General features: G+C 68.1%; 22 protein-coding genes. 6 read left to right on the forward strand and 16 right to left on the reverse strand.

Annotated features, from left to right (window positions below):
• Nucleotides 1-237: 237 nt before the first annotated feature.
• Complete coding sequence (locus CGZ93_RS18930; RefSeq protein WP_176451728.1) at nucleotides 238-378, forward strand: hypothetical protein; 141 nt, start codon at nucleotides 238-240, stop codon at nucleotides 376-378.
• Between the two features lie 125 nt (nucleotides 379-503).
• Complete coding sequence (locus CGZ93_RS10515) at nucleotides 504-1,337, forward strand: fumarylacetoacetate hydrolase family protein (RefSeq protein WP_094364101.1); 834 nt, start codon at nucleotides 504-506, stop codon at nucleotides 1,335-1,337.
• Between the two features lie 306 nt (nucleotides 1,338-1,643).
• Here the strand turns inward: CGZ93_RS10515 and CGZ93_RS10520 are convergent, their stop codons facing one another.
• From CGZ93_RS10520 to CGZ93_RS10555, 8 genes are all read right to left on the reverse strand, one after another.
• The gene (locus CGZ93_RS10520) at nucleotides 1,644-2,963 is read right to left on the reverse strand and encodes an HNH endonuclease signature motif containing protein (RefSeq protein WP_094364102.1); all 1,320 of its coding nucleotides are present in this window, start codon (nucleotides 2,961-2,963) and stop codon (nucleotides 1,644-1,646) included.
• 441 nt (nucleotides 2,964-3,404) lie between these two features.
• Nucleotides 3,405-4,652, reverse strand: a complete 1,248-nt coding sequence (locus tag CGZ93_RS10525) for an IS256 family transposase (RefSeq protein WP_094364103.1) — start codon at nucleotides 4,650-4,652, stop codon at nucleotides 3,405-3,407.
• Nucleotides 4,653-4,900: 248 nt separating this feature from the next.
• Nucleotides 4,901-5,587: an RNA polymerase sigma factor gene (locus CGZ93_RS10530; RefSeq protein WP_094364104.1), complete on the reverse strand. Its 687-nt coding sequence runs from the start codon at nucleotides 5,585-5,587 to the stop codon at nucleotides 4,901-4,903.
• A gap of 172 nt (nucleotides 5,588-5,759) precedes the next feature.
• Nucleotides 5,760-7,211, reverse strand: coding sequence for an N-acetylglucosamine/diacetylchitobiose ABC transporter substrate-binding protein (gene ngcE, locus CGZ93_RS10535; RefSeq protein ID WP_094364105.1), 1,452 nt, complete (start codon nucleotides 7,209-7,211; stop codon nucleotides 5,760-5,762).
• 22 nt (nucleotides 7,212-7,233) lie between these two features.
• Nucleotides 7,234-8,187 carry a carbohydrate ABC transporter permease gene (locus CGZ93_RS10540; RefSeq protein ID WP_094364106.1) on the reverse strand — a complete coding sequence of 318 codons (954 nt, stop codon included), beginning with the start codon at nucleotides 8,185-8,187 and terminating at the stop codon, nucleotides 7,234-7,236.
• Nucleotides 8,184-9,101 carry a carbohydrate ABC transporter permease gene (locus CGZ93_RS10545; protein WP_094364107.1) on the reverse strand — a complete coding sequence of 306 codons (918 nt, stop codon included), beginning with the start codon at nucleotides 9,099-9,101 and terminating at the stop codon, nucleotides 8,184-8,186. The genes CGZ93_RS10540 and CGZ93_RS10545 overlap by 4 nt, the downstream gene beginning before the upstream one ends.
• 110 nt (nucleotides 9,102-9,211) lie before the next feature.
• Nucleotides 9,212-9,871 carry a response regulator gene (locus CGZ93_RS10550; RefSeq protein WP_094364108.1) on the reverse strand — a complete coding sequence of 220 codons (660 nt, stop codon included), beginning with the start codon at nucleotides 9,869-9,871 and terminating at the stop codon, nucleotides 9,212-9,214.
• Complete coding sequence (locus CGZ93_RS10555) at nucleotides 9,868-11,142, reverse strand: sensor histidine kinase (protein ID WP_094364109.1); 1,275 nt, start codon at nucleotides 11,140-11,142, stop codon at nucleotides 9,868-9,870. Before CGZ93_RS10555 ends, CGZ93_RS10550 begins: the two co-directional genes overlap by 4 nt.
• Before the next feature lie 190 nt (nucleotides 11,143-11,332).
• On the opposite strand from CGZ93_RS10555, the gene CGZ93_RS10560 reads away from it, so the two are divergent.
• Entirely contained in the window at nucleotides 11,333-11,905 is a 573-nt protein-coding gene (locus CGZ93_RS10560; protein ID WP_094364110.1) for a hypothetical protein, read from the forward strand.
• A gap of 8 nt (nucleotides 11,906-11,913) precedes the next feature.
• Here the strand turns inward: CGZ93_RS10560 and CGZ93_RS10565 are convergent, their stop codons facing one another.
• The 8 genes from CGZ93_RS10565 to CGZ93_RS10595 form a co-directional block, all read right to left on the reverse strand.
• Complete coding sequence (locus CGZ93_RS10565; protein ID WP_094364111.1) at nucleotides 11,914-12,312, reverse strand: alpha/beta hydrolase family protein; 399 nt, start codon at nucleotides 12,310-12,312, stop codon at nucleotides 11,914-11,916.
• Nucleotides 12,313-12,315: 3 nt separating this feature from the next.
• On the reverse strand, nucleotides 12,316-13,653 hold the full coding sequence (locus CGZ93_RS10570; protein ID WP_094364112.1) for an ADP-ribosylglycohydrolase family protein: 1,338 nt from the start codon (nucleotides 13,651-13,653) through the stop codon (nucleotides 12,316-12,318).
• Nucleotides 13,653-14,828: an ADP-ribosylglycohydrolase family protein gene (locus CGZ93_RS10575; protein ID WP_229117359.1), complete on the reverse strand. Its 1,176-nt coding sequence runs from the start codon at nucleotides 14,826-14,828 to the stop codon at nucleotides 13,653-13,655. The genes CGZ93_RS10570 and CGZ93_RS10575 overlap by 1 nt, the downstream gene beginning before the upstream one ends.
• 53 nt (nucleotides 14,829-14,881) lie before the next feature.
• On the reverse strand, nucleotides 14,882-16,168 hold the full coding sequence (locus CGZ93_RS10580; RefSeq protein WP_176451729.1) for an ABC transporter substrate-binding protein: 1,287 nt from the start codon (nucleotides 16,166-16,168) through the stop codon (nucleotides 14,882-14,884).
• A gap of 26 nt (nucleotides 16,169-16,194) precedes the next feature.
• Entirely contained in the window at nucleotides 16,195-17,031 is an 837-nt protein-coding gene (locus tag CGZ93_RS10585) for a carbohydrate ABC transporter permease (protein ID WP_094364114.1), read from the reverse strand.
• Nucleotides 17,028-17,291, reverse strand: a complete 264-nt coding sequence (locus tag CGZ93_RS19435) for a carbohydrate ABC transporter permease (protein ID WP_229117360.1) — start codon at nucleotides 17,289-17,291, stop codon at nucleotides 17,028-17,030. Before CGZ93_RS19435 ends, CGZ93_RS10585 begins: the two co-directional genes overlap by 4 nt.
• Entirely contained in the window at nucleotides 17,288-17,872 is a 585-nt protein-coding gene (locus CGZ93_RS19440) for a carbohydrate ABC transporter permease (protein ID WP_229117361.1), read from the reverse strand. The genes CGZ93_RS19435 and CGZ93_RS19440 overlap by 4 nt, the downstream gene beginning before the upstream one ends.
• A gap of 92 nt (nucleotides 17,873-17,964) precedes the next feature.
• On the reverse strand, nucleotides 17,965-19,023 hold the full coding sequence (locus CGZ93_RS10595) for a LacI family DNA-binding transcriptional regulator (RefSeq protein WP_229117362.1): 1,059 nt from the start codon (nucleotides 19,021-19,023) through the stop codon (nucleotides 17,965-17,967).
• A 56-nt stretch (nucleotides 19,024-19,079) separates the two neighbouring features.
• Here CGZ93_RS10595 and CGZ93_RS10600 point away from each other — a divergent pair, with 56 nt between their 5' ends.
• Genes CGZ93_RS10600 through CGZ93_RS10610 form a run of 3 tightly spaced genes read left to right on the forward strand, consistent with a single transcriptional unit; the run spans nucleotide 19,080 to nucleotide 21,528 of the window.
• The gene (locus CGZ93_RS10600) at nucleotides 19,080-20,078 is read left to right on the forward strand and encodes an ADP-ribosylglycohydrolase family protein (protein ID WP_229117363.1); all 999 of its coding nucleotides are present in this window, start codon (nucleotides 19,080-19,082) and stop codon (nucleotides 20,076-20,078) included.
• On the forward strand, nucleotides 20,075-21,085 hold the full coding sequence (locus CGZ93_RS10605; protein ID WP_094364116.1) for a hypothetical protein: 1,011 nt from the start codon (nucleotides 20,075-20,077) through the stop codon (nucleotides 21,083-21,085). Before CGZ93_RS10600 ends, CGZ93_RS10605 begins: the two co-directional genes overlap by 4 nt.
• Nucleotides 21,082-21,528, forward strand: a complete 447-nt coding sequence (locus CGZ93_RS10610; RefSeq protein WP_094364117.1) for a CoA transferase — start codon at nucleotides 21,082-21,084, stop codon at nucleotides 21,526-21,528. The genes CGZ93_RS10605 and CGZ93_RS10610 overlap by 4 nt, the downstream gene beginning before the upstream one ends.
• Nucleotides 21,529-21,628 lie beyond the last annotated feature (100 nt).

The following is a 21,628-nucleotide window of genomic DNA, read 5'->3' on the forward strand; positions in this document are numbered from 1 at the left end:
GCGCATCGGCGACGACCACTTACCGAAGACCGTTCTGGTGGCCGAGGCCGATACCGTCGTAGGCCTCGTCGCGGGCGCGCTCACCGTCGACCAAGCGTTCGATGCAGGTGAACTCCGCGGAGAGGCCGGTGCACTTCGGCGAGCATTCGCCTGAGCTGCCGCCACCAAGTTACAGATCGGAGAGACCCCAGTCGGGGCGACGCTGTCAACAACGTCATGGCCAGCAACAGCTAGTGGGTGGTCGGCCTGCCGGCCGCGCTGCTGCTGGCGTACGTCGCGGGGCTCGGGGTGCTCGGCCTGTGGGCCGGCCTCGGCGTCGGACTCACCGTCACCGCGGTGATCATGTGGTGGCGCTTCTGGGCCGCCACCACCGGCTGAACCGGTCGATGTGGGTGCCCGCGGCAGTCGGTCCACCGAATCCAGAGCGCTGAAGGCGACCACCCCTGACTGCCGGGACCACCCTCGATATCCTCGTCACCACACACATCCCGAGAGGACAACCGATGAAGCTCGCCACGATCCGCACCGGAGACAGCAGCACCGTGATCCGCATCGATGGCGAGCGCGCGGTCGATCTCGGCATCGCCGACGTGGGCGAGTTGCTCTGCGACCCCGACTGGCGGACCCGGGCCGGTGCCGACGGGGCCGAGGTGCCGCTGGGCGAGGTCGACTACGCCCCGCTGATCCCGCGGCCGAGCAAGGTGGTCTGCGTCGGGTTGAACTACAAGAACCACATCGAGGAGATGGGCCGCGAGCTGCCGGAGTACCCGACGATCTTCTCCAAGTGGACCGAGACGCTGATCGGCGCCCGCGACGACATCGCGCTGCCGCCGGAATCCGACGAGGTCGACTGGGAGGTCGAGCTGGCCGTGGTGATCGGCAAGAGCGTACGCCGGGCCGACGAGCAGCAGGCCGCCGCCGCGATCGCCGGCTTCGCGGTGCTCAACGACACCTCGATGCGCGATTGGCAGCGCCGCACCGCGATGTGGGACCAGGGCAAGAACTTCGAGCACAGCACCCCGCTCGGCCCGTGGCTGGTGACCCCCGATGAGCTGCCCGGTGGCGTACGCCCGACGCTCGCCATCAGCTGTACCGTCAACGACGACGTGCGCCAGTCCGACAACACCGGCGACCTGGTCTTCGATCCGATCGACCTGGTGCGATATGTGTCCACGTTCATCACCCTGCAACCGGGCGACGTGATCGCCTCCGGTACGCCCGGCGGCGTTGGTCTGGGCATGCAGCCGCCCACCTTCCTCAACGACGGCGACGTGGTCACCTGCGAGATCGAGCACCTCGGCAGCTGCGTCAACAAGCTCGTCGCCGAACGCCCCTGACCCACGCCGACTGAGCCTGTCGAAGCCCCTATGTTGGCTGAGCCTGACGAAGCCTGGTTGCGTCCGGTGGTTGCGGCGGAAAGGGCGTCCCGCCCACCTCGCTGGTGGTTGGGTTTGTGCTGCCGCCGGTCTGGTCTTCAGCTCGGTACGCCCGACCACGCCCCGACGCCCTTTCCGCCTCCACCACCTCAGCGCCCAAAGTCCCGTTCTCACGCCACCGTTGGCTGAGCGAGCTTGCGAGTCGGAACCCCGTACGTCGACCTTGTCGAGGGGAACTTCCCGCGGGTCTCCGCGTCGGCGGGATCGTCAACCAGGTCGGGGGAATCGGAAGCGGGCATGACGACGTGGCGTGCGGTTGCGGTCGAAGACCTCGGGCGGGATGACGAAGGGGAGGCCGTCTTCGTCGAGGCGGATGGCCCAGCGGTCGGGGTTGTCGGCATTCCAGGGTCGATCCCGCGCGGGTTCCACCTGCCGATGATGGTGCGGGCACAGCAGCACCAGGTTCCACAGTTTCGTCGGGCCGTACGCCCACCACGGTTGGATGTGGTGGGCCTCGCAGTCCTCGGGCGGATGGGTGCAGCCGGGGAACACGCAGCCTTTGTCGCGGGCCACGAGAGCGGCCCGGATTTCGGGGGTGACGAGGCGCTGCGGGGTGCCGACCTCCATCGGGACGCCTTTGCCGTTCAGCACGATCGGCAGGATGTCGGCATCGCACGCCAGCCGTCGGAGTTCGGTCGCCGACAGGTGTTCCCCGCACGACACCTGCGCCGTGCCGAGCCCGGTGCGCAATGTCTCCAACGACACCAGCACAGAGATCCGCGGACGATCGCCACCGTTGCGGGGTGCGTCCCCGACCTTCGTGGCCCGGCGGACCAGAATCATCAACGCATCCGCCCGCATTTGCGCCCGGGTCGGCGGGACCGCGTCGGTTCCCGTGACCGCTCGCCACAGCGCCGACTCGTGGGCCTTCAACAACGCGGCGAGTTCTTCCCCCTCGGCGAGCGGGAGTTTGCCGGCCAGGAGGTAGGAGCCGTGATGATCCGGCGCCAACGACAGCCGCCGGTTCTTCTCGGCCTGCAGCCGTTCGGCCTCCAACCGGGCGGCCTCATGTGCGTCGGTGCCGTCGGGGTCAATGGTTTGCCGGACGTGCAGGGAGAGTTTGCGCAGGTCGTCGGGGGCGAAGTCGGCGGCGAACCCGACCATCAGTTCCTGGGCCCGATCCAACTCCGCGGTGGCAAGGGTGTCGGGCAGCTCCTGAAGCCCGGTGAGGATTCCGCGGACCTGGCTGTCGGACAGCAGCCCGGCACAGGCCGCCTCGGCGATCAGGTTGAAGCGGCCGAACAGAGTCGTGGCCTGCTTGACGATCCGGCGTGCCTCGCGGCTGCTGTGGCGATGCTGCCGGGTGAGGAAGGTGGCGGTCGAGCACAGGTGGGTTCGTTCGGCGGCTTCGCGCTGCTCGGTCTCCGCGATCACCTTCGCACGCGCTGCGGCGACCGCGGCGGCCATCGCGTCCGCACGGTCCAGCAGAGCGAGGATTTGTTCGTCGGTGAGCAGTGCGAGGTTGTCGAGTTCGGGCAGCATCGACACCGCGGTGATCACCGTGGGGGTGTCGGCTGTTGTGCTCATGGTTCAAGTACATCAGTCGGGTCTGACAGTCCGACCCCGAAAACGGCCCAAAACCGCTGTGTGGGCAGAAAAAGTTCGGAAAACTTTGGCCACTCCAGTCACAGCCTGCCGACAGGCCTCGACTCGCTCGTTCCTCGCAAGCTCAGCCAACGTTCTGTGGGAAAGCGGCTTCGACAAGCTCACCCACCGTAACGGCGGGTGGCTTCGACAAGCTCAGCCACCGTAGGCCTGGAAACTGGACGTTGGGCGCTGAGGTGGTGGAGGCGGAAAGGGCGTCGGGGCGGGGTCGGGCGTACCGAGCTGAAGACCAGACCGGCGGCAGCACAAACCCAGACCGCCAGCGAGGTGGGCGGGACGCCCTTTCCGCCGCAACCACCGGACGCAACCAGGCTTCGGTCAAGTCCCCAGTGGTGGTGTGGCGCTGCGTTCCTTCGTGGGGGTTCAGGCGGTGAGTGCGGGCGGTTGATCAGCTCCGATCTCGGTGTCCTTGTCGGCGACGATGTTGACGCGGCGGCGGGCGAGGACTTCGAGTCCGAGGTAGCGGCGTCCTTCGGCCCATTCGTCTGTCTGCTCGGCCAAGACGGCTGCGACGAGGCGGACGATGGCCTCGCGGGTGGGGAAGATCCCGACGGCGTCGGTGCGGCGGCGGATCTCGCGGTTGAGCCGCTCGGTGGGGTTGTTGGACCAGATCTGGGTCCAGACGTCCTTGGGGAATTCGGTGAAGGCCAGGATGTCGGCACGGGCGGTGTCGAGGTGGGCGTGGACCTCGGGCAGCCTGCCCTCGACGTAGTCCAACAGCCGGTCGAATTGGGCGTGCACCGAGGGCCGGTCGGGCTGGTCGTAGACGCTGTGCAGCATCGCCTTGACCGCGGGCCACATGCTCTTCGGTGTCACGCTCATCAGGTTCGCTGAGTAGTGGGTCCGGCACCGTTGCCACGATGCGCCGGGAAGGTTCGCCGCGACCGCTTCGACCAGGCCGGCGTGGGCATCTGAGGTGACCAGCCGGACCCCGGCCAGGCCGCGAGCGACGAGGTCGGCGAAGAACTCGTTCCACGCTGCTGCGGTCTCGGTGGTGGCGACCCGCATGCCGAGGACCTCCCGGTGCCCGTCACTGTTGACGCCGGTGGCCAGCAGCACCACGGCGTTGATCACGCGTCCGCCCTCGCGGACCTTCATCGTCAACGCATCGGCCGCCACGAACGTGAACGGCCCGGCAGCGTCGAGGGGTCGATGGCGGAACTGCTCGACGTGCTCGTCGAGGTCGGCGGCCATCCGCGAGACCTGTGACTTGCTCAGCGCGTCGATGCCGAGGGTCTTGACCAGCTTGTCCATCCGAGGGGTGGAGACCCCGGCGAGGTAGCAGTCGCTGACCACGGTGATCAGCGCGGTCTCGGCGCGCTTGCGGCGCTCGAGCAGCCACTCGGGGAAGTAGGTGCCCTTGCGCAGCTTCGGGATCGCGACGTCGATCGTGCCGACCCGAGTGTCCAGGTCGCGGTGGCGGTAGCCGTTGCGCTGCGCGGCGCGGCCCGGTGTGGGACGGCCGTACTCGGCCCCGACCACCGCGTCGGCGTCGGCGGAGAGCAGCGCGTTGATCATGGTCTGCAGCAGCTGCCGCATCAGATCCGGACTCGCCTCGGCCAGGGCTTCGCCTAGCAGCCGGGCAGGGTCGACAATGTGTGGTGCGGTCATCGTGATGACTCCATTCGAGAGTGCTGTGAGAGGTTCACTCGAAGGATCACGCGGTGGCCGCTTCATCGTCTGCCGTACACGCCGGTGACGATCCTGGCGACCGCGCTACACCACTATCAGGGACTCAACTCAGGCTTCGACAGGCTCAGCCAACATAGGGGGCTTCGACAGGCTCAGCCCGCGTACGGCTTCGCCAGGCTCAGCCAATGCACGGCTTCGACAGGCTCAGCCAGCGATACTCCCTGGGGTCAGGCGGCGTCGACGAGTTCCTGGGCGTGGGCGGCGAGACGGCGTACGGCGCGATGGCAGCGCTGCCGGACAGTACCGGGCCGGAGCTGGTGCCGTTCGGCGACCACCTCTCCACTGGCGCCCTCGGCGTACACGCTGGTCAGCAGCGCGTGGGTGTCGGTGTCGATCAGCCCCAGCCGTCGCGCCGCGCGGAGCAGCTGTCGAGCGGTGATCGGGTCGACCGGTTCCGGGGCCCGCATCACTCGCTCCAACTCGCTCTCCGGCATCGGCACGGGGGCGTGGCGCCACTCGGCACGCACCGACTTGAGGGTGTCCAGTGCCAGGTTCGCGGCAATCCGGTGCGGACGGCGGGCGAGCGGGTAGCGCCTGATCACGAACCACAGGTGAGCCAGATAGTCGTCGGTGTCGGCGTACCGGTCACCGCGGGCGAACGCCATCATCTTCGGCAGCATTGTCTGCATCACCACCCGAGCCGCCACCGGGCAGCCGGCCACATCCTCGCTGAGCAGCGCCCCCAGCACCGGGTCGGGGTCCGCGGCGATGGCGGACAGCACCGACCCGAGGTCCCGGCACGCGGTGAGCGCCGAATGCCGCTCCGCCCAGCCCTGGACCACCGCGTCGCTGCGCGGCAGCAGATAGTCCCATTCGGCGGCCAACTCTCCGACTCGTGCGCTGCTGCTGATCATGATCCGCTCCTCGGCTCGGCTGATGGGTCGAGCTTGTCGAAGCGACGTTGCGGCAGGTGTTGTCCGAGCGCCACAGGTGTTGTCCGCCAGCAGGCGTACCCAGACAACAAGAACGGGACGGTACCGCCGAAGCGGTACCGTCCCGTTGCGAACCGGCAGGCTCAGTGAGCGGTCACTGCACCTTGTACTTGGTGATCTTCGGGTCGGCCTTGACCTGGTCGGCAGCCTTCTGCATGTTCTCGCAGAACTGCTCCGGGGTCGCCTTTCCGGTGAGCAGGTTGCGCACCCAGTCCTTGGACGCGTTCTTCAGCGGGGCGTACCAGGTGTCGTACTGCAGCTGGAAGACGTTGTTCCCGGCCGCCTCGGAGGCGTCGGCAACCGACTTCAGCGCGGTCGACGGGTTGGTCAGCCGCTTGCCGGCGTCCTTCACCGCGGCCAGGTTGCCGGTCAGCTCGGCAAACTTGGCGGTGGCCGAGTTCGACAGCATCTGGCGCAGGTACTCCATGCCCCCGGCCTTGTTCTTGCTGGCCTCGGACACCATGAACGGCTCGCCGGCGCCACCGCGGATGGCGTTGTTCGGCAGCTTGTCGCCGCTCATCGACGGGGTGGCGAACACCTTCATGTCGAACCCGTCCGGCGCCTTCGACTTGCCGGTGGTCTTGTCCTTGAGCTCGTTCTCCAGCCAGGAGCCGACCGGGATCATCGCGGCCTTGCCGAGCGCCCACTCGGTCTGCGAGGTGGTGTGGTCCAGACCCTCACAACCGGGCAGGATGTAGCCCTTGTCGTAGTACTCACGCCAGGCCTTCGCCACCTTGAGCATGGCGTCGTCCTTCCAGGCGCCGTCCTCGAGGTTATCCAGCTTCTTGGCATACTCCAGGCCGCCGTTCTTCACCGCCATGGTGGCGATGATCGCCATCATGTACTGGGTGTGCACGCCGGTGTGGATGAACGGCGCCATCTTGCCGTCGGTCTTGATCTTGTCCGACAGCGAGACGAACTCCTCCCAGGTCTTCGGGACGGTCCACCCCTTCTCGCCGAACAGCTTGGAGGAATACCAGATGCCCCACATCGAGAACACATAGTTGAGCTCGCGCGGTACGCCGTCGAAGGACCCCTGGGCCACGGTGCCCGGGGCGAGGATGTCCTTGATCTTCTTGCTCGGGTCGTCGACCGACGGTGCGTCGAGCAGCGGGGTCAGGTCGGCGATCTGCTTCTGCGCAACCAGCTGGGCCCGCGGCAGCGCGTCGGCGCCGGAGTTGTCGAACACCTCGGGCGGGTTCGCCGCCTGGAAGCGCGGCTGCAGCTCGGTGGCGATCTTCACCGTCGACTTCATCTTGGCGACCTCGCCGCCGGCCCACTTGTTGTAGAGGGCGACGTGCTCGGCGCCGTACTTGTCGCCGTAACCACCGTTGAAGATGATCACCTCGAGGGCGGCCTTCTTGTCCACACCCAGCGGGTTGTCGGCGGACTTCTCGCCACCGGGGGCCTGGCTGGAGCCGCCGCCGGTCGTGCCGCCACCACCGGTGGCGCAGGCGCTGAGCGAGCCCAGCCCGATCACGGCGGCGCCACCGACAGCGATCTGGAAGAGGCTGCGGCGAGTGATGTTGTTCGGTTCAGGGCTCATCTCTGGGACCTTTCTGGGACTGTTACTTGACTGCACCGGCGGTCATGCCGGTCTGGATCTGCTTCTGGAAGATGAAATAGAGGATCAGGACGGGAGCCATGCCGATCACCAGACCGGCGAACAGCCCCGAGAAGTCGGACGCATAGTTGGTGTCGGCCGCCATCTTGGCCAGACCCTGGGTGATCACGTAGTGCTTCGGATCCGGGTTCAGGAACAGCGGGATCAGGTACTGGTTCCACAGCCCCAGCGCGTTGAAGATGCCGATCGAGATCAGCCCCGGGCGGGCCATCGGCAGCATCACCAGGAAGAACGTCTTGAAGTGCCCGGCACCGTCCACGAACGCCGCCTCGTAAACCTCCTGCGGCAGCGCCCGGAAGAAGGAGGTGAGGAAGAACACCGTGAACGACAGCGCCCACGCGGTGTAGACCGCGATCAGGCCGTGGTAGGTGTTCAGCAGCGGGATCTGGATCGGCCCGAGCGGGATACCGCGTTTCATGATCGCGAACAGCGGCACCAGCGCGACGAACATGGGCACGGCGTTGGCGCCGACGAACAGCCCGAGCAGGATCTTCCGCCCCGGGAACTCGTAACGGGCCAGGCAGTAGGCGACCATCGAGCCGAGCACCATCACCAGCACCACCGAGCAGCCGACCACGATCACCGAGTTGAGGAAGTAGTCCTTGAACCCGGACTCACCCCAGGCGCGGGCGTAGTTCTCCCACATCAGCACCTTGGGCAGCTTCCACGAGTCGACGAAGATCTCGTTGTCGGTCTTCAGCGAGCTGGCGAACACCCACAGCACCGGCAGCGCGGTGACCAGCGTCCAGACCACCAGCACCACGTGGGTGATCGGGGTCAGCGCGCGGTCCCCGCCGCTTCCCCTGGGCCGCTTGTTGGGGCGTACGCCGCCGCTGCGGCTTTGCTCGTCGACGGCGGTGGACCCGTCGCCGGTCGCGGTCGATTCGGAAACGCTCACAGCTGCACCTGCTCTCGACGGGTGATCCGCATCGCCAGCGCGAGCAGGACCGAGGTGAGGATGAACACCAGCACCGCCTGTGCCGAGGCGTACCCGACCCAGGCCTCCTCCTTGAAGGAGCGATAGACCGACAGCGCCATCACCTCGGTGGCGCCGTTCGGGCCGCCCGGCCCGATCGTCATCACCTGGATGATCGCCAACCCGTCCAGGCAGAAGATCGCCAGATAGATCAGCGCGGTCTGTACTGCGGGCCACAGCAGCGGCAGGGTGACCCGGAAGAAGGTCTGCAGCTTCGACGCCCGGTCGATCGAGGCGGCCTCCAGAAGCTCGCGGGGGATCGACGCCATCGCCGCGGAGAAATAGACCATGTAGAAGCCGACGTGCATCCACACCATCACCGCGATCACGCAGATCAGTGCGGTGCGTTCATCGGCCAGCCAGGACCGCCCCTCGATGCCGACCAGACCAAGCAGCGCGTTCAGCAGACCGCGCGGCTGGAACACCTGGCCGAACAGGATGCCGAGCGCGGCCACCGAGATCACCTGTGGCACGAAGAACAGGAAGCGATAGAACGGGGCGCCCCAGACGCCGCGGATCTGGCCCGACCGGGTCCCGGCCAGGTTGAGCATGGTGGCGAAGAACAGCGCGATCGCGATGGTCAGCAGCGGCACCGTGACCAGCAGGATCGCGTTGTTCATCAGCCCGTGCCAGAAGTGCTGGTCGGGCGTACCGTCCAGGCCCAGGATGTCCGCATAGTTCTGGAAGCCGACCCGGTTGAAGGTCGGTGACAGACCCGACCAGTCCGTGGTGGACAGGTCGAAGGCCTGCACGAAGGGCGACAGCACGAACGTCGTGAAGATCACCAGCGGCAGGGCAAGGAAGGTCAGCAGGAACGGGATGCGCCCACGTTTCATCACTGAACCTCATCGTCATGAACCACCGTCCGGCGGCTCTGCGGAACATAGTTCTGCCAAACTACAAAATGGCGGGCCAGAGTTCCATCACCGAAGGTAACAATTCGAGGTCAGCGACCCACCAGCCCCGTTTCATAGGCGAAAAGGACGAGTCCGACGCGGTCCCGGGCCTGCAGTTTGGACAGCAGTCGCCCGATGTGGGTCTTCACGGTGCCCTCGGCCATGTAGAGCCGCGCGCCGATCTCGGAGTTGGTCGCCCCACCCGCGATCTCGGTCAGCACCTCGAGCTCCCGTTCGGTGAGCACCGCCAGCCGCGGGTCCGGTCCCGACTGGCCGGGGTTGCTGGGCAGGGTCGGGGCCACGTGATCGAGCAGCCGACGGGTGGCGCTTGGCGCCACGACCGCGTCACCGGCGGCCACGTCGCGGATCGCCTGCAGCAGCTCGGCGGGCCGGGCGTCCTTGAGCATGAACCCCGACGCGCCGGCCTTCAGCGCGGCGAACACGTATTCGTCCAGGTCGAAGGTGGTCAGCACCAGCACCCGGGTCGGGTTGTCCGAACCGACCAGCCGCCGGGTGGCCTCGACCCCGTCCATCGCGGGCATCCGGATGTCCATCAGCACCACGTCGGCCGGCCTCGCGGACAGCGTGGTCACCGCCTGCTCCCCGTCGGGGGCCTCGCCGACCACCTCCATGTCGTCCTCGGCCTCGATCAGCATCCGGAAGCCGCTGCGGACGAGCGACTGGTCGTCGGCCAGGAACACCCTGATCATCGGTTCACCTCTCTGTCGACCCGGGGCTCCGGGATCCGATGGCTGCCGGTCGGCTGGACCGGGACCACCGCGCGTACGCCGAATCCTCCCGCGGGACGGGGTCCGACCTCCAGCACCCCACCCATCGCCGCCACCCGCTCGGCCATCCCCTTCAGGCCGTTGCCCAGTCCGTCACCGGTCGAGGCGGCGCCCACCCCGTCGTCGCTCACCTCGGCGGTGATGCTGTCGGCGCTGTAGCGGATCCGGACCGTGGCACGCGCCTGCGGACCGGCGTGCTTGAGAAAGTTGGTCAACCCCTCCTGTACCACCCGATAGACGGTCAGCTGGGTGGCGGCGCCGCACGGCGGCGGGGTGCCCTGGGTCTGCAACTCGACCCGATCACCCATCCGCTGCACCATCTCGACGATGTCCCCCAGGCCGGGCATCGGGGCGTACGCCTCCCCGTCGTCGGCACCGGAGCGGAGTACGCCGACGATCCGGCGCATCTCGGTGAGCGCCTCGCGGCCGGTGCTGGCGATGGTGTCCAGCGCCTCGACCGCGCGTTCGGGCTTCTTGCGCGCGAGCGCCCGGCCGCCCTCGGCCTGCACCACCATCACCGACACCGAGTGGGCGACGATGTCGTGCAGCTCGCGGGCGATCTGCTGGCGGGCGTTGATCTCGGCCATCCGGGCCCGCTGTTCCCGGTCGGCGAGCAGGTTCTGCAGGCGTTCCTGCTCGGCGTTCGCCTGTTGGATCTTGGCCTGCTCCGATTCGCGCAGCCGGCGACCGACCACATAGGGAGTGAGCACCATGCCCAGGCAGACCAGGATCGCCAGCACGGCGACGTTCACGTCCCAGTCGGTGTCCTGCTTGTACCAGCTGATCGGTCCCAGCGCCGAGGCCGCGCCACCGATCACCAGGGCGATCCGCGACTGGCGCGCATCCACCCAGCGGGCCACCGAATAGACCACCAGCGGGACCACGATCAGACAGGGCAGCGGAGTGTCGGAGAGCAGCACGTGGAAGAACCCGCCCAAGGTGACCAACCCGAGCAACAGCAGCGGGAAGTGGCTGCGCAGGGCGAGCGGGGTGACCATCGTCAACCCGACCAGCAACTGGGCCCAGCCCGCGAACCCCCAGAACCCGTAGGTGATCATCAGGAAATAGGGGAACACCGTGGTCAGGAGCAGAAAGCCGGTCAGCGCGAGGTCGCCGATCCACCCCCGTGGGTGGTCGGCCAGCTCACCTCCCGGGGTGAGCGCGGTGTCGGTGGCGCGGCGCAACATGCTCATGTCCGGACCAGCCTAGGTGGAAGGGTGACGAGCGGTATCGCACCGAGGGCCGGTTTCTCGTACGCCCGGATGCGACGACGGTCGTCCGGATCCTGGACCACACACTGGCCGAAGCATTGAGGAATCCGATACATTCATAGCAATATCGAATGAGCGCTCGTTGCCGGGCGCCCAACCCGAAGGACCAGCCGTGGGAATCCTATTCACCAGCACCGTCGACGACCTGCTTCGAGCCCGGGTGGCCTCGCTGGCGGCGGCGGTGGCCTGTGGCGAGGCGTCCACCGACGAGGCGGTCGCCTCGCTCCGTGCGGTCGGTCTGCTGGGGCCGGCGTCCGGTGTCGGGTTGCGTGGCGCGGCCGACACGGTGGCCACGCTCGCCGAGGAATGCCCGCGGACGGCGTGGGCCGTGCTGCGGGAGCTGGACGCGAGCGGGGCAGCCGCCGAAGTGCTAGAACTGTCCTGGTTCGCCGGGATCGCCCGCGCCGGGCTGTTCGAGGCCGAGGCGGTGGTGGACCGTGGTCGGCATGAGGCCTACCGGGTCGAGGTGGACCAGCTCCGCGCCGACACCTATTCGCTGCTCGGCGGCTGGCACCGCTGGTCCCACAACACCCTCACCGGCAGCATCAGCGAGCTGTGGGTGCTGCTCGGCATCGCCCGCGCCCTCGCCGACCGAGCCAATCGTCTGGCGGTCGAGCTGGGTGCCGGTCCGGCGCCGGTACGCCGACTCGCCGCCCTCAGCGGCGACCGGGCTCTGGCCGCCTGACCACCCGCTCAGCGTGCGTGGCGCTCCAGCCACTCCAGCAACAGCGCGATGATCCGCTCGCTGCCCTCCTCGCCCATCATCAGGTGGCCGTGGCCGAGCAGGCCGTGGTCGGGCAGCCACAGGTGGTCACCGCCGAACAGGTCGGCGGTGGCCCGGTCCCACTGCCGCGGGTGTCCGGGATCCTCGACCCCGGTGACCACCAGCACCGGCGGATCCCCCTTGCGGGGTAGGGATATCCGCAGCCCCTGGCCGTACACGTCGTTGCGTTCGTCCTGGGTCCGCGTCGACTCCGGCGCCAGAAAGCTCGACCAGCGAGCGATCGCAGCCCCCTTGGGTAACCGGCTGGCGGCCAGGTCCGATTGGCGGCCCGCCCCGGTCCAGGCGATCGGTTCGCCGGCGCATCGCACCGCTCAGGGGAGCAGGGCGATCGTGCGCCGCGCCAGGTCGCCGAAGGAGGAGCCGTCGCAGCCGGGGATCGACGTGGAAAGCCTGTCGTGCAAGGGTTCTGACCAGCGCCGCTCGATCCCCTCGGGCCCGACCACCGCACCCATCACCGCACCGACGGTGGCACCGTTGGAGTCGGTGTCCCAACCACCCATCACGGTGCGGCAGATCGCGGTGCTGAAATCGCCGTCGCTGGAGGTCAGGGCGTAGGCCACCAGAGCGGAGTTGTTCAGGCTGTGCACCCAGTGCACGTGTCCGTAGGCGCGCTCCAGCTCCGGGTACGCCTCGGCGTACCCGACGCCGCGCTCGGCGAGCTCGCGACCGAAGCGGATCGCCGCGCGCAGCCGGCTCCGCGGTGGCACCACCGCCTCCCCGGCATCCAGCACCTGCTCCACCGATGCGCCGGTGACCGCCAACGACGCCATGGCAGCAACGAACATCGCCCCGTAGATGCCGTTGCGGGTGTGGCTCACCGACGCGTCCCGGAACGCCATCTCGGCCGCTGCGAGCGGATCTCCGGGATTCACCCACCCGTAGAGATCGGTGCGGATCTGGGCACCGATCCACTCCCGGAACGGGTTGTGATGGAAGGCGGTCTCCGGCGGCGACATGCCCATCAGCAGGTTTCGGTAGGCGGCTCGTTCCGCCGTGAACACCCGCCCGGCGGGGAGGTCGAGCAACCACATCTGGGCCACGTCATCGGCGGTGAAGTCCCGTCCGTGCTGCTCGATCAACCGCAGGGCCATCAGCGTGTAGTTGGTGTCGTCGTCCTCCGGCATGCCGTCGATGTTCTCCTCCAGGCTGGTCGGACGGCTCGCCCTGTTCCACGGCCAGCGTTGCGACACCTCCTCGGGCAGCCCGACCGCGGTGAACCAGCGGTCCAGCGGCCACCGGTCGGTGGCGCGCAGGATCTCCTCGATCCCCGCCCGCGGAATCTTCTCCACCGGTTTCCCCAACACACAACCGATCCCGCGGCCCAGCCAGGCGGAAGTGATCCGCTCCGGATCAGCGGTGGCCCCGGTTGCGGGGACAGTTCCCAACTGGGCAATGATTCCCGGCCAGTCGCTCGGCTCGTCGGCATCGGCTGGTCCGGTGAGGGCGGCGAGATCGTCGAGCAGCTCCAGCGCCCTGGCCCGCAGCGTCGGCGGCGCCGGGTCCGCAGTCGCACCCCCATAGGGGAAGCCGTCCTCCCCGCCAGCCTCGCGCCACGCCCGGCGCACGGCCGCGACGTCCTTGCCCTCCTGCTCGGACTGCCAGAGTTCGTGCCGGACCACGTCCTCGGGCTGCACCCAGGTCACCCTCATCACTGGGGCCCACCACCAACCAGAGCGTGCCAGGCGTTGGTCCTCGCCGCCGCGCGTTCCTCGTCGGCCTGCCGCACCCGGCGCGCCACCTCGGCCATCCGGCGGCCTCCACCGGTCAGGTCGAGCCGGGAGGCGGTGCCGACCTTCTCCACCCACTCCGCGGGTATGCCGGACGAACCGTGCAGGCCCCCACAGATGGCCCCGCCCATGGTGGCGATCGAGTCGGAGTCACGGCCGTAATTGGTCGCCCCGAGGATGGAGCCGCGGGCGTCGCCGTCGGTGACCTTCACGAACCCCAGTGCCACCGGCAACTCCTCGATCGACTTGAGTCGACTCGGTCGCCGGGAATCCTGGGCAGGAACGCGATAGTGCTCACCCACCGTGTCGAACGGGCGTATCGCGTCCCGCAGGGGAGCGATGGCGTTGCCCCAGCGCTCCGCCCCCTCACCGGTCACCCTGTCGGCGGCCTCGAGCACCGCCTCGATGGCCGACCTGGTTCCGTCCCGGGCAAGCCGAACCGTGTGCGCGAGCACCTCGTCCACGGTCGTCCCCGGTGTCATCGACGCCGCCACCGCTGCCGCGAACACCCCGGCCGCTTCCCGGCCGTAGCTGAGCTGATGGGCCCCGGCCAGGTCGATCGCCTCGGCGTACGCCCCGTCCGGGTCGCCGGCGTTGGCGATCCCGACCGGGGCCATGTACATCGCCGCGCCACAGTTCACCACGTTGCCGACTCCGGCCTCACGCGGATCGATGTGGCCGTAGTACAACCGGGTGACCAGCCATTTCTCGGCGAGGAAGACCCGCAGCAGCGGCACCGTTTCCCGTTCCAGCTCGGGGATCCAGGTGATCTTGGTCATCATGGCGGGCACCAGGTGCTCGGCGATGTCGAACGGGGTGAGGTGGCCGCCGACGGTTTCGTACACATCGATCAGCAGGTTGGTCATCAAGGTGTCGTCGGTGACGTGGCCATCGCCCTTGTGATACGGCGACATCGGCTTCGCCGTACGCCAGTCCGGCATGAAATAGTCGACGATCCCGGTCACGTATCCGTCGTAGCGCTCGACGATCTCCTCGGCGCTGCGGCCCTCGGTCGCACCGCCGATGGCGTCGCCGACCGCCGCTCCCTGCAAGACGCCGATCGCCTTATCCTCCAACAGGTTCACGTGTTCCTCCACCTTTCCAGCCTTCGATTCCGTGCCTTCGATTCCGTGTACGCGACCGGGATGACTCAGGCGTTCGCCTTCTGCCAACCCTGGGTGAGCTTGCTGACCATTGCGGCCTCGTCGATCTTGCCGGAGAAGAACTCCTGGAAAGTGGGGTTGCCGACCTCGGACTTCCACTGGGAATACTTGTCCGCCTTGATCATCGGGGCAGCGACCAGGGCCTCGGGCGAGCTGAGCAGGGCGTCCCACCCGTTCTTGCCGCCGGTGCTCTTCTTCACCAGCTCCGAGGCCTCCTTGGTCACCGGCAGCAGCGCATCGCCCTCGGCAAACTTCGCCAGGTTCTGTGCCTGTGCAAAATAGGCGATGAACTGCATCGCCTTGTCCGGGGCCTTGCTCTGTCGCGCGATGGACAGGGTCTGCGGGTTCGCGGTCTGGCCGATCGTGCTGCCCTTGAGCGGCGGGAGCATGGTCCACTCGAATCCGGGCGGCGCCTTCTGGGCGACCTGGACCGACTGGAAGTTGCCGCCCATGAACATCGCATACTTTCCGCCGAAGAACCCCGGCAGAACGTCGCTGCCGGAGAGCGACACCGAGTTGGCGGCCATCGACTTCTCCTGCAGCATCTGCTTCAGCATGCGCGGCAGTTTGAGCTCCGGTTCACCGATCTTCATCTCCGGCTTCGCCTCGTTGCCATAGAAGTACTTCCCGTCATAGTTCATCGCCATGGACAGCAGGCCCGCCGTGGGCGACTTCATGCCCCAGGCGAAACCGCTGCGGTCACCCGCGGTCAGCTTCTTCGAGTTGGCCATCAGCTCTTCCCAGGTCCAGTTGCTGCCCGCCCTGGGCACGGTGATCCCGGCCTCTTGGAGCAGCTTGGTGTTGGCGAACACCACGTACAGCTGGGCGATCAGCGGGACCCCGGTCAGCTTCCCGTCAAACGTGCAGGAGTCCCACATCGCCTGCGGGATGGCCGACTTGAGCTCGGCCGGAAGCAGCGGGCCGAGATCGGCCAGGTAGCCCTGCCGGGTGAACCCGGACAGGTCCGCCGACTCGTTGTGAATGATGTCTGGGGCCGCGTTGCCGGCAAACTGGGTGACCAGCTTGTCGTGCACCGACGACGGGTCGACCTTCTGCAGTTCGACCTGGATGTCGGGGTGGGTGGAGTTCCAGGACTTCACGATCTCGTCGACCGCCTTCACGGTCGGCTCCTGGAACGCGTAGGAGGAGAAGGTCAGTTTGACCGGGCCGGATCCGGAGTTCTGTGATCCGCCTCCGGACTTCGCCTGGACGCAACCGGTCAGGGCGGCCACGGTGCCGACCGAACCGGCGACGAGGAATGAGCGGCGCTTCATGGTGTTTCCTTTCGGTGGTTGGGCGTTCAGCCCTTGACGGCACCGGCCATCAGGCCGGAGACCAGCTTGCGTTGTGCGATGCCGAAGATGAGCAGCCCCGGCAGGGTGGTCAGCAGCGCGGTGGCGCTCCATGGGCCCAGGTTGACCGACCCCTCCGCGCCCACATAGCGGGCGAGCAGCAGCGGTGCGGTCTCGAGCGCCGGGTCCTGGATGATCACCAGCGCGAAGAAGAACTCGTTCCAGGCCGAGATGAACGCGAACATCGCCGTGGCGACGATGCCCGGCATCAGCAGCGGGAAGATGATCGTGCGCAGGATTGTCATCCGCGAGGCGCCATCGGTTGCCGCCGCCTCCTCGAGGTCGACCGGGATCGAGGCCACGTAGCCCTGCAGCATCCACAGCGTGAACGGGAGTGCCCAGGTGACGTAGACCAGCACCAGACCGGACAGGGTGTTGTAGAGGCCGAAGTTCTTCAACATGATGAACAGCGGGATCACCAGCAGGATGAACGGGAACAGCTGGCTGACCAGGATCCAGCCGACGGCCACCGTGCGCAGCTTGCTGCGGAAGCGGGCCAGGGCGTACGCCGCCGGCATCGCGATCAGCGTGGTGATCACCGCGGTCGCGATCGCCACCAGCAGGCTGTTCAGCAGCGCCCGGGGGAGCTGTGTCACCCGGAACGCCTCGGCGAAGTTTGCCAGCGTCCAGTTCTGCGGCAGCAGGGTCGGCTCCAGCACGCTCAGCTCCTGCGGGGGCTTGAACGAGGTGCTGAACAACCAGAACAGCGGGAAGCCGAGGAAGATCACATAGCCGGCGAGTGCCACATACTGCAGCACACGGAGCCAGGTGGGCGGGCGGTTCATTCCGCCTCCTTCATCCGTTTGCGCAGATAGAACACAAGGATGGCCATGATGATGATCACCATCACGTTGCCGAGCGCGGCGGCGTACCCGAACTCGCCGCCGCTGAACGCCCGCTGATAGGCGAACAGCATCGGCAGCATCGTCCGACCGCCCGGGCCGCCCTCGGTGAGCACGTACACCAGACCGAACGAGTTGAAGTTCCACACGAAATCCAGCGAGGTGATCGCCAGCACGACCGGGGTGATGCTCGGCCAGGTCACGGTCCGGAAGCGTTCCCACCAGCCGGCACCGTCCATCGCCGCGGCCTCATAGAGAGCTCCTTGGGGGCGTTCTGCAGCCCGGCCAGCAAGGTGATCGTGGTCTGCGGCATCCCCGCCCAGACACCCACCACGATCACCGCCGGCAGCGCCAGCTCAAACGACCCGAGCCAGTTGATGTTCTCCTGGATCACCCCCAGTCGGCGCAGCGCGGTGCTGAGGATGCCGGCGTCCGGGTGATAGATCAGCTTCCACAGGATCGCCACGATCACCGACGGCATCGCCCACGGGACGAGCGCCAGCGGTCGGACGAAGCTCTGGAAGCGCAGCCCGGCGTTCAACAGCAGCGCCAATCCCAACGACAGCAGGAACTGCAGGATGGTGACCGAGAACGCCCAGATCAGTCCGATCTTGAACGAACTCCAGAACACGTCGTCGCCGAGCATCTTCGCGTAGTTGTCGAGGCCGTTGAACTGCGGCACGATCTCGTAACCCGCCTTGGCGTCGGTGAACCCGAGCCAGATTCCGTTGACCAGCGGATAGACGCTGAACGCCATCACCGGAAGCAGTGAGGGGATCAACATCAACCAGATGGTGCGCTGATCGCTTTTCGCCCGGGCGCTCCGGCGCCTGCTGTCCGGCCGCTTCGGTGCCGGTGTCAGGGTTGCCGCCTCGGTCATGGGCGCCTCCTTGCGCTGGGCCGTTGCTTGCGGTTCGAACTGTTCGTGGAAAGGGTCGACTCGCGGACCATCAGTTCCGGACGCAGACTGCGCTTGCGCGACGGCATCGCCGGATCCTGGAGCCGGGCCAGCAGCAGCTGGGCGGCGATGGCGCCGCGCTCGGCGGCCCGGAGCGACACCGAGGTGAGTTGCGGGGTGCACATCCGCGCCAGCGGGGTGTCATCGATCGACGCCAGGGCGATGTCGTCGGGGATGCGCAGTCCAGCCTCGCTGATCGCCCGCGCGGCCCCGATCGCCAAGGTGTCGGTGGCGCACAGCAGGGCGTCGAGTCCTTCTCGCGCCAGCAGGGATCGGGCGGCCGCCAATCCGGAGTCGTGGTCGAACTCCGCCGCGTTCACGAAACGGCGGTCGATCGTCTTCGCCGACTCCGCGCCCCTTCTGGCGTTGCGGAACGCGTCCAGCCGGATCCGGCCGGGCGAGGTGTCCGCCGGGCCGTTCAGAAAGCCGATCCGTCGCCGGCCGAGCTCAGTGAGGTGGGAAATCGCGGTGCGCACCGCCAACCGCGAATCGACGCGCACCGTGTCCACGTCGGCGCGGGCGGAGATGTTGCCGATCACGACCACGGGCGCGGTGCTGGCCGACAACAGCGACACCAGGCGGTCGGTGGGGCGCAGCGGAGAGATCACCAGGCCATCGGCGTATCCCATGGCGAGTCCGCGGACGACCTGCTCCTCCACCTCGGCGTCGGAGTGGGTGGAGTGGATGACCAGGCGCAGCCCCGCACCTGCCACCTCGCGTTCGATCGCATCGATCATCGCCACGTAGACGGGGTTCCCGATGTCGGCGAAGGCGCAGGCGATCTGACCCGACGAGCCGAGCTTGAGGCTCCGGGCGGCTGCGGCCGGGGCGTACCGTAGTTCGGCGACCGCCGCCTCCACGCGGGCGACGGTCTCGGGTCGAGCGGAAAGGCCGTTCAGGACTCGGGACACGGAGGCGATCGATACCCCGGCACGTTCGGCGACCGTCTTCACGGTCACCCGGCTCGACTCCTGCATCACCCACCCCCTCGTGAGTCTTGCTCCCAAAACTGTAAACGCTTACAGTCCTGAGTGTGAGTGCATCAGGCGAGGCTGTCAAGGGTCTCCACCGTGCGGTGGTCGACCCGAGCGCGGTGTCCCGGGCCCGTGGCTGCCTGCTCGGACTGGGGATCGGGGACGCCCTCGGGGCACCTGCGGAAAACCTGTCCAGACGAGAGATCCAGCAACGCTGGGGTGGGGTCTCGGACTTCCTGACCGATCAGGTGATCGGCACCGACGACTCCGAGTACGCCGCCTTCATCGGCGATTTGCTGCTGCAACACGGCCGCGACCTCACCGTGGCCGACGTGGTGGCCGCCTATGCCGAACGGGTGCTTCCACTGGAGGTGCAGAGAGGGGCAGGGTTCAGCGAACTGGGTGCGGTGGAGAACCTGCGTCGCGGGTGGCGCCCTCCGGGATCCGGCGCCCATCTGCACCCGTGGAGCGACGGGGTCGCCATGCGGGCGGCGGTGCACGGTGTGTTCGCTGCCGGCGACCCCGAGGAGGCAGCACGCCTGGTCAGCCTCGAATCCTCGGTCAGCGCCTCCGGCGAGGGCGTGTACGCCGGCGTCCTGGTTGCAGCAACGGTGGCCGCGTTGCTGACCGGGGCCGACCTCGACGTGGCCCTCGATCACGCGCAGTCCTTGTTGCCGCAGGAGAGTTGGACGGTCGCGTCCGTCACGCGGGTGCGCGCGATCGACGATCCGGACGCCGCGCTGGAGGCCGTCGTGTCGCCACGGTTCCCGTGGACGGATCTGGCCCCGGAAGCGGTCGCACTCGCCGTGTGGGCGGCGCTGCGACACCCGGACGACTATCGAGTCTGTGTCACCGGCGCGGTCGAGCTGGGCAGAGACGCCGACACCATCGCCGCCATCGCCGGAGCGATGGTCGGGGCCAGGGTCGGTGAGGAAGGGATTCCGGCGACCTGGCGGGACCGGCTCGGCCCGCTGACCGGGCGGTGCCTGGGGGAGACGGTTCGCGGCGTACGGCTCGAGGAACTGGCCGAGCAGCTGCTGGCGGTGGGGGGGCGATGACCGGGTCGGGGCACGGTGCCCTGGTTGGGCTGGCATACGGCGACTCCGTCGGCTGGCCGGCGCTGTGGCAACGCAGCCGCCTGATGCCGGCGTGGACGCGTCGGCGCGCGCGGGAGCTGATGGCCTTCGCCGACCAGCAGCAGCTCACCGACCCGGTGGTGCCGTTCGGGCTCAACGTCACGCCGACGGCTCTGCTGCCGGGCCCCGGTGACGTGACCGACTGGGTCGCCGACACGTGGCAGGGCGCCGCCAGCGGGTTGGGCGTGGACGAGATCTGGGGCCGCCGGTTGGCTCGGGCCGATGACCTGAGCGGCCGGATCTCGGTGATGGTCGCGCTCGACGCCATGGCCCGCGACGGAGCCGCGAACGGTGGGCACAACCCGCACGGGCACGATGACCTGGCCGCGTTGCGGTCCATCGGGTACGCCGCCGCGCTCGGGCCCGACGCGCAGGCGTTCATCGAACAGGACGCGGTGATCACCAACCACGGCGACGGACTGGCGGCGGCCCGCCTGCTCGGCAGCCTGGTGCTGGACGGACCGGACGCGTTGACCCATCCCACCAGGTGGGGTGCGGATCCCAACGGGCGGCTGGCGCTGCAGTGGGGGGAGTTGCGTGCTCTCGCCGACGCCGCACCGGAGCCGTGGAGCCTGACCCTGGCAATCGCCCAGCGGCTCGACGCGGTGTACTCCTACGCCGACCTCGCCGGTGACACGGTGCCGGCCGCACTGGCCTTCGTGCGCTGGGCGCTGACGCATCCGGAGCACCCCGGGTCGAGCCTGCCCACTCTGGTGGGGGCGGCCACCGGGTTGGTCCGCCAGGCGGGTTCGGTACCGGCCCTGGTCGGCGGAGTCCTCGGCGCCTGGCGGGGAGTTGAGGCGGTACCCACCGGCTGGCACGCCGCACTGCGTCCCTCCGGGTGCAGCATCCCCTGGGTGGCAGGGATCTCCCTGTCAGGTGAGGATTGCGCCCACCCATCCCAGCCCGCCAAGGAGGACGATCAATGAGCAATCCGGCTCTGGACGGTGTCCGAGTGATCGACGCGTCGACCCTGTTCGCCGGTCCGATGACCGCCATGTTCCTGGGTGATCTGGGCGCCGAGGTGATCAAGGTGGAGCACCCCGACAAACCCGATCCCGCCCGCGGGCACGGCCCCACCAGGGACGGACACAACCTGTGGTGGAAAACGCTGGGGCGCAACAAGCGCTGCCTGACGCTGGACCTTTCCCGGGGTCGGGACCTCTTCCTGCGACTGGTGGCCGAGGCAGACACTCTGGTGGAGAACTTCCGTCCCGGAACGCTCGAGCGGTGGGGTCTCGGCCCCGACGATCTGCTCCGGGTCAACCCACGGCTGGTGATCACCCGGATCACCGGCTTCGGCCAGGTCGGCCCGTACGCCGCTCGGCCCGGCTTCGGCACGCTCGCCGGGACTGTCCGACGAACGGTGTAAGTGGCGGTTTCCATGTCAGCGGTCCTCGGCGGCTGGCATGCGGTCTGCGAAGGTGATGGCGAAGGCGTTCAGCGCGGGCTTCCACCTCATCGTCCATCTT

Source organism: Enemella dayhoffiae, from assembly GCF_002250625.1.
Taxonomy (GTDB): domain Bacteria; phylum Actinomycetota; class Actinomycetes; order Propionibacteriales; family Propionibacteriaceae; genus Enemella; species Enemella dayhoffiae.

Coding starts and splice junctions, on each gene's coding strand:
- ngcE (WP_094364105.1), bottom strand. CDS start 7,211: ATGAGCCCTGAACCGAACAACATCACTCGCCGCAGCCTCTTCCAGATC.
- CGZ93_RS10610 (WP_094364117.1), top strand. CDS start 21,082: ATGAGCAATCCGGCTCTGGACGGTGTCCGAGTGATCGACGCGTCGACC.
- CGZ93_RS10520 (WP_094364102.1), bottom strand. CDS start 2,963: ATGAGCACAACAGCCGACACCCCCACGGTGATCACCGCGGTGTCGATG.
- CGZ93_RS19440 (WP_229117361.1), bottom strand. CDS start 17,872: ATGTTGATCCCCTCACTGCTTCCGGTGATGGCGTTCAGCGTCTATCCG.
- CGZ93_RS10605 (WP_094364116.1), top strand. CDS start 20,075: ATGACCGGGTCGGGGCACGGTGCCCTGGTTGGGCTGGCATACGGCGAC.
- CGZ93_RS10580 (WP_176451729.1), bottom strand. CDS start 16,168: ATGAAGCGCCGCTCATTCCTCGTCGCCGGTTCGGTCGGCACCGTGGCC.
- CGZ93_RS10525 (WP_094364103.1), bottom strand. CDS start 4,652: ATGACCGCACCACACATTGTCGACCCTGCCCGGCTGCTAGGCGAAGCC.
- CGZ93_RS10515 (WP_094364101.1), top strand. CDS start 504: ATGAAGCTCGCCACGATCCGCACCGGAGACAGCAGCACCGTGATCCGC.
- CGZ93_RS10585 (WP_094364114.1), bottom strand. CDS start 17,031: ATGAACCGCCCGCCCACCTGGCTCCGTGTGCTGCAGTATGTGGCACTC.
- CGZ93_RS10550 (WP_094364108.1), bottom strand. CDS start 9,871: ATGATCAGGGTGTTCCTGGCCGACGACCAGTCGCTCGTCCGCAGCGGC.
- CGZ93_RS10595 (WP_229117362.1), bottom strand. CDS start 19,023: ATGCAGGAGTCGAGCCGGGTGACCGTGAAGACGGTCGCCGAACGTGCC.
- CGZ93_RS10530 (WP_094364104.1), bottom strand. CDS start 5,587: ATGATCAGCAGCAGCGCACGAGTCGGAGAGTTGGCCGCCGAATGGGAC.
- CGZ93_RS10570 (WP_094364112.1), bottom strand. CDS start 13,653: ATGAGGGTGACCTGGGTGCAGCCCGAGGACGTGGTCCGGCACGAACTC.
- CGZ93_RS10545 (WP_094364107.1), bottom strand. CDS start 9,101: ATGAAACGTGGGCGCATCCCGTTCCTGCTGACCTTCCTTGCCCTGCCG.
- CGZ93_RS10555 (WP_094364109.1), bottom strand. CDS start 11,142: ATGAGCATGTTGCGCCGCGCCACCGACACCGCGCTCACCCCGGGAGGT.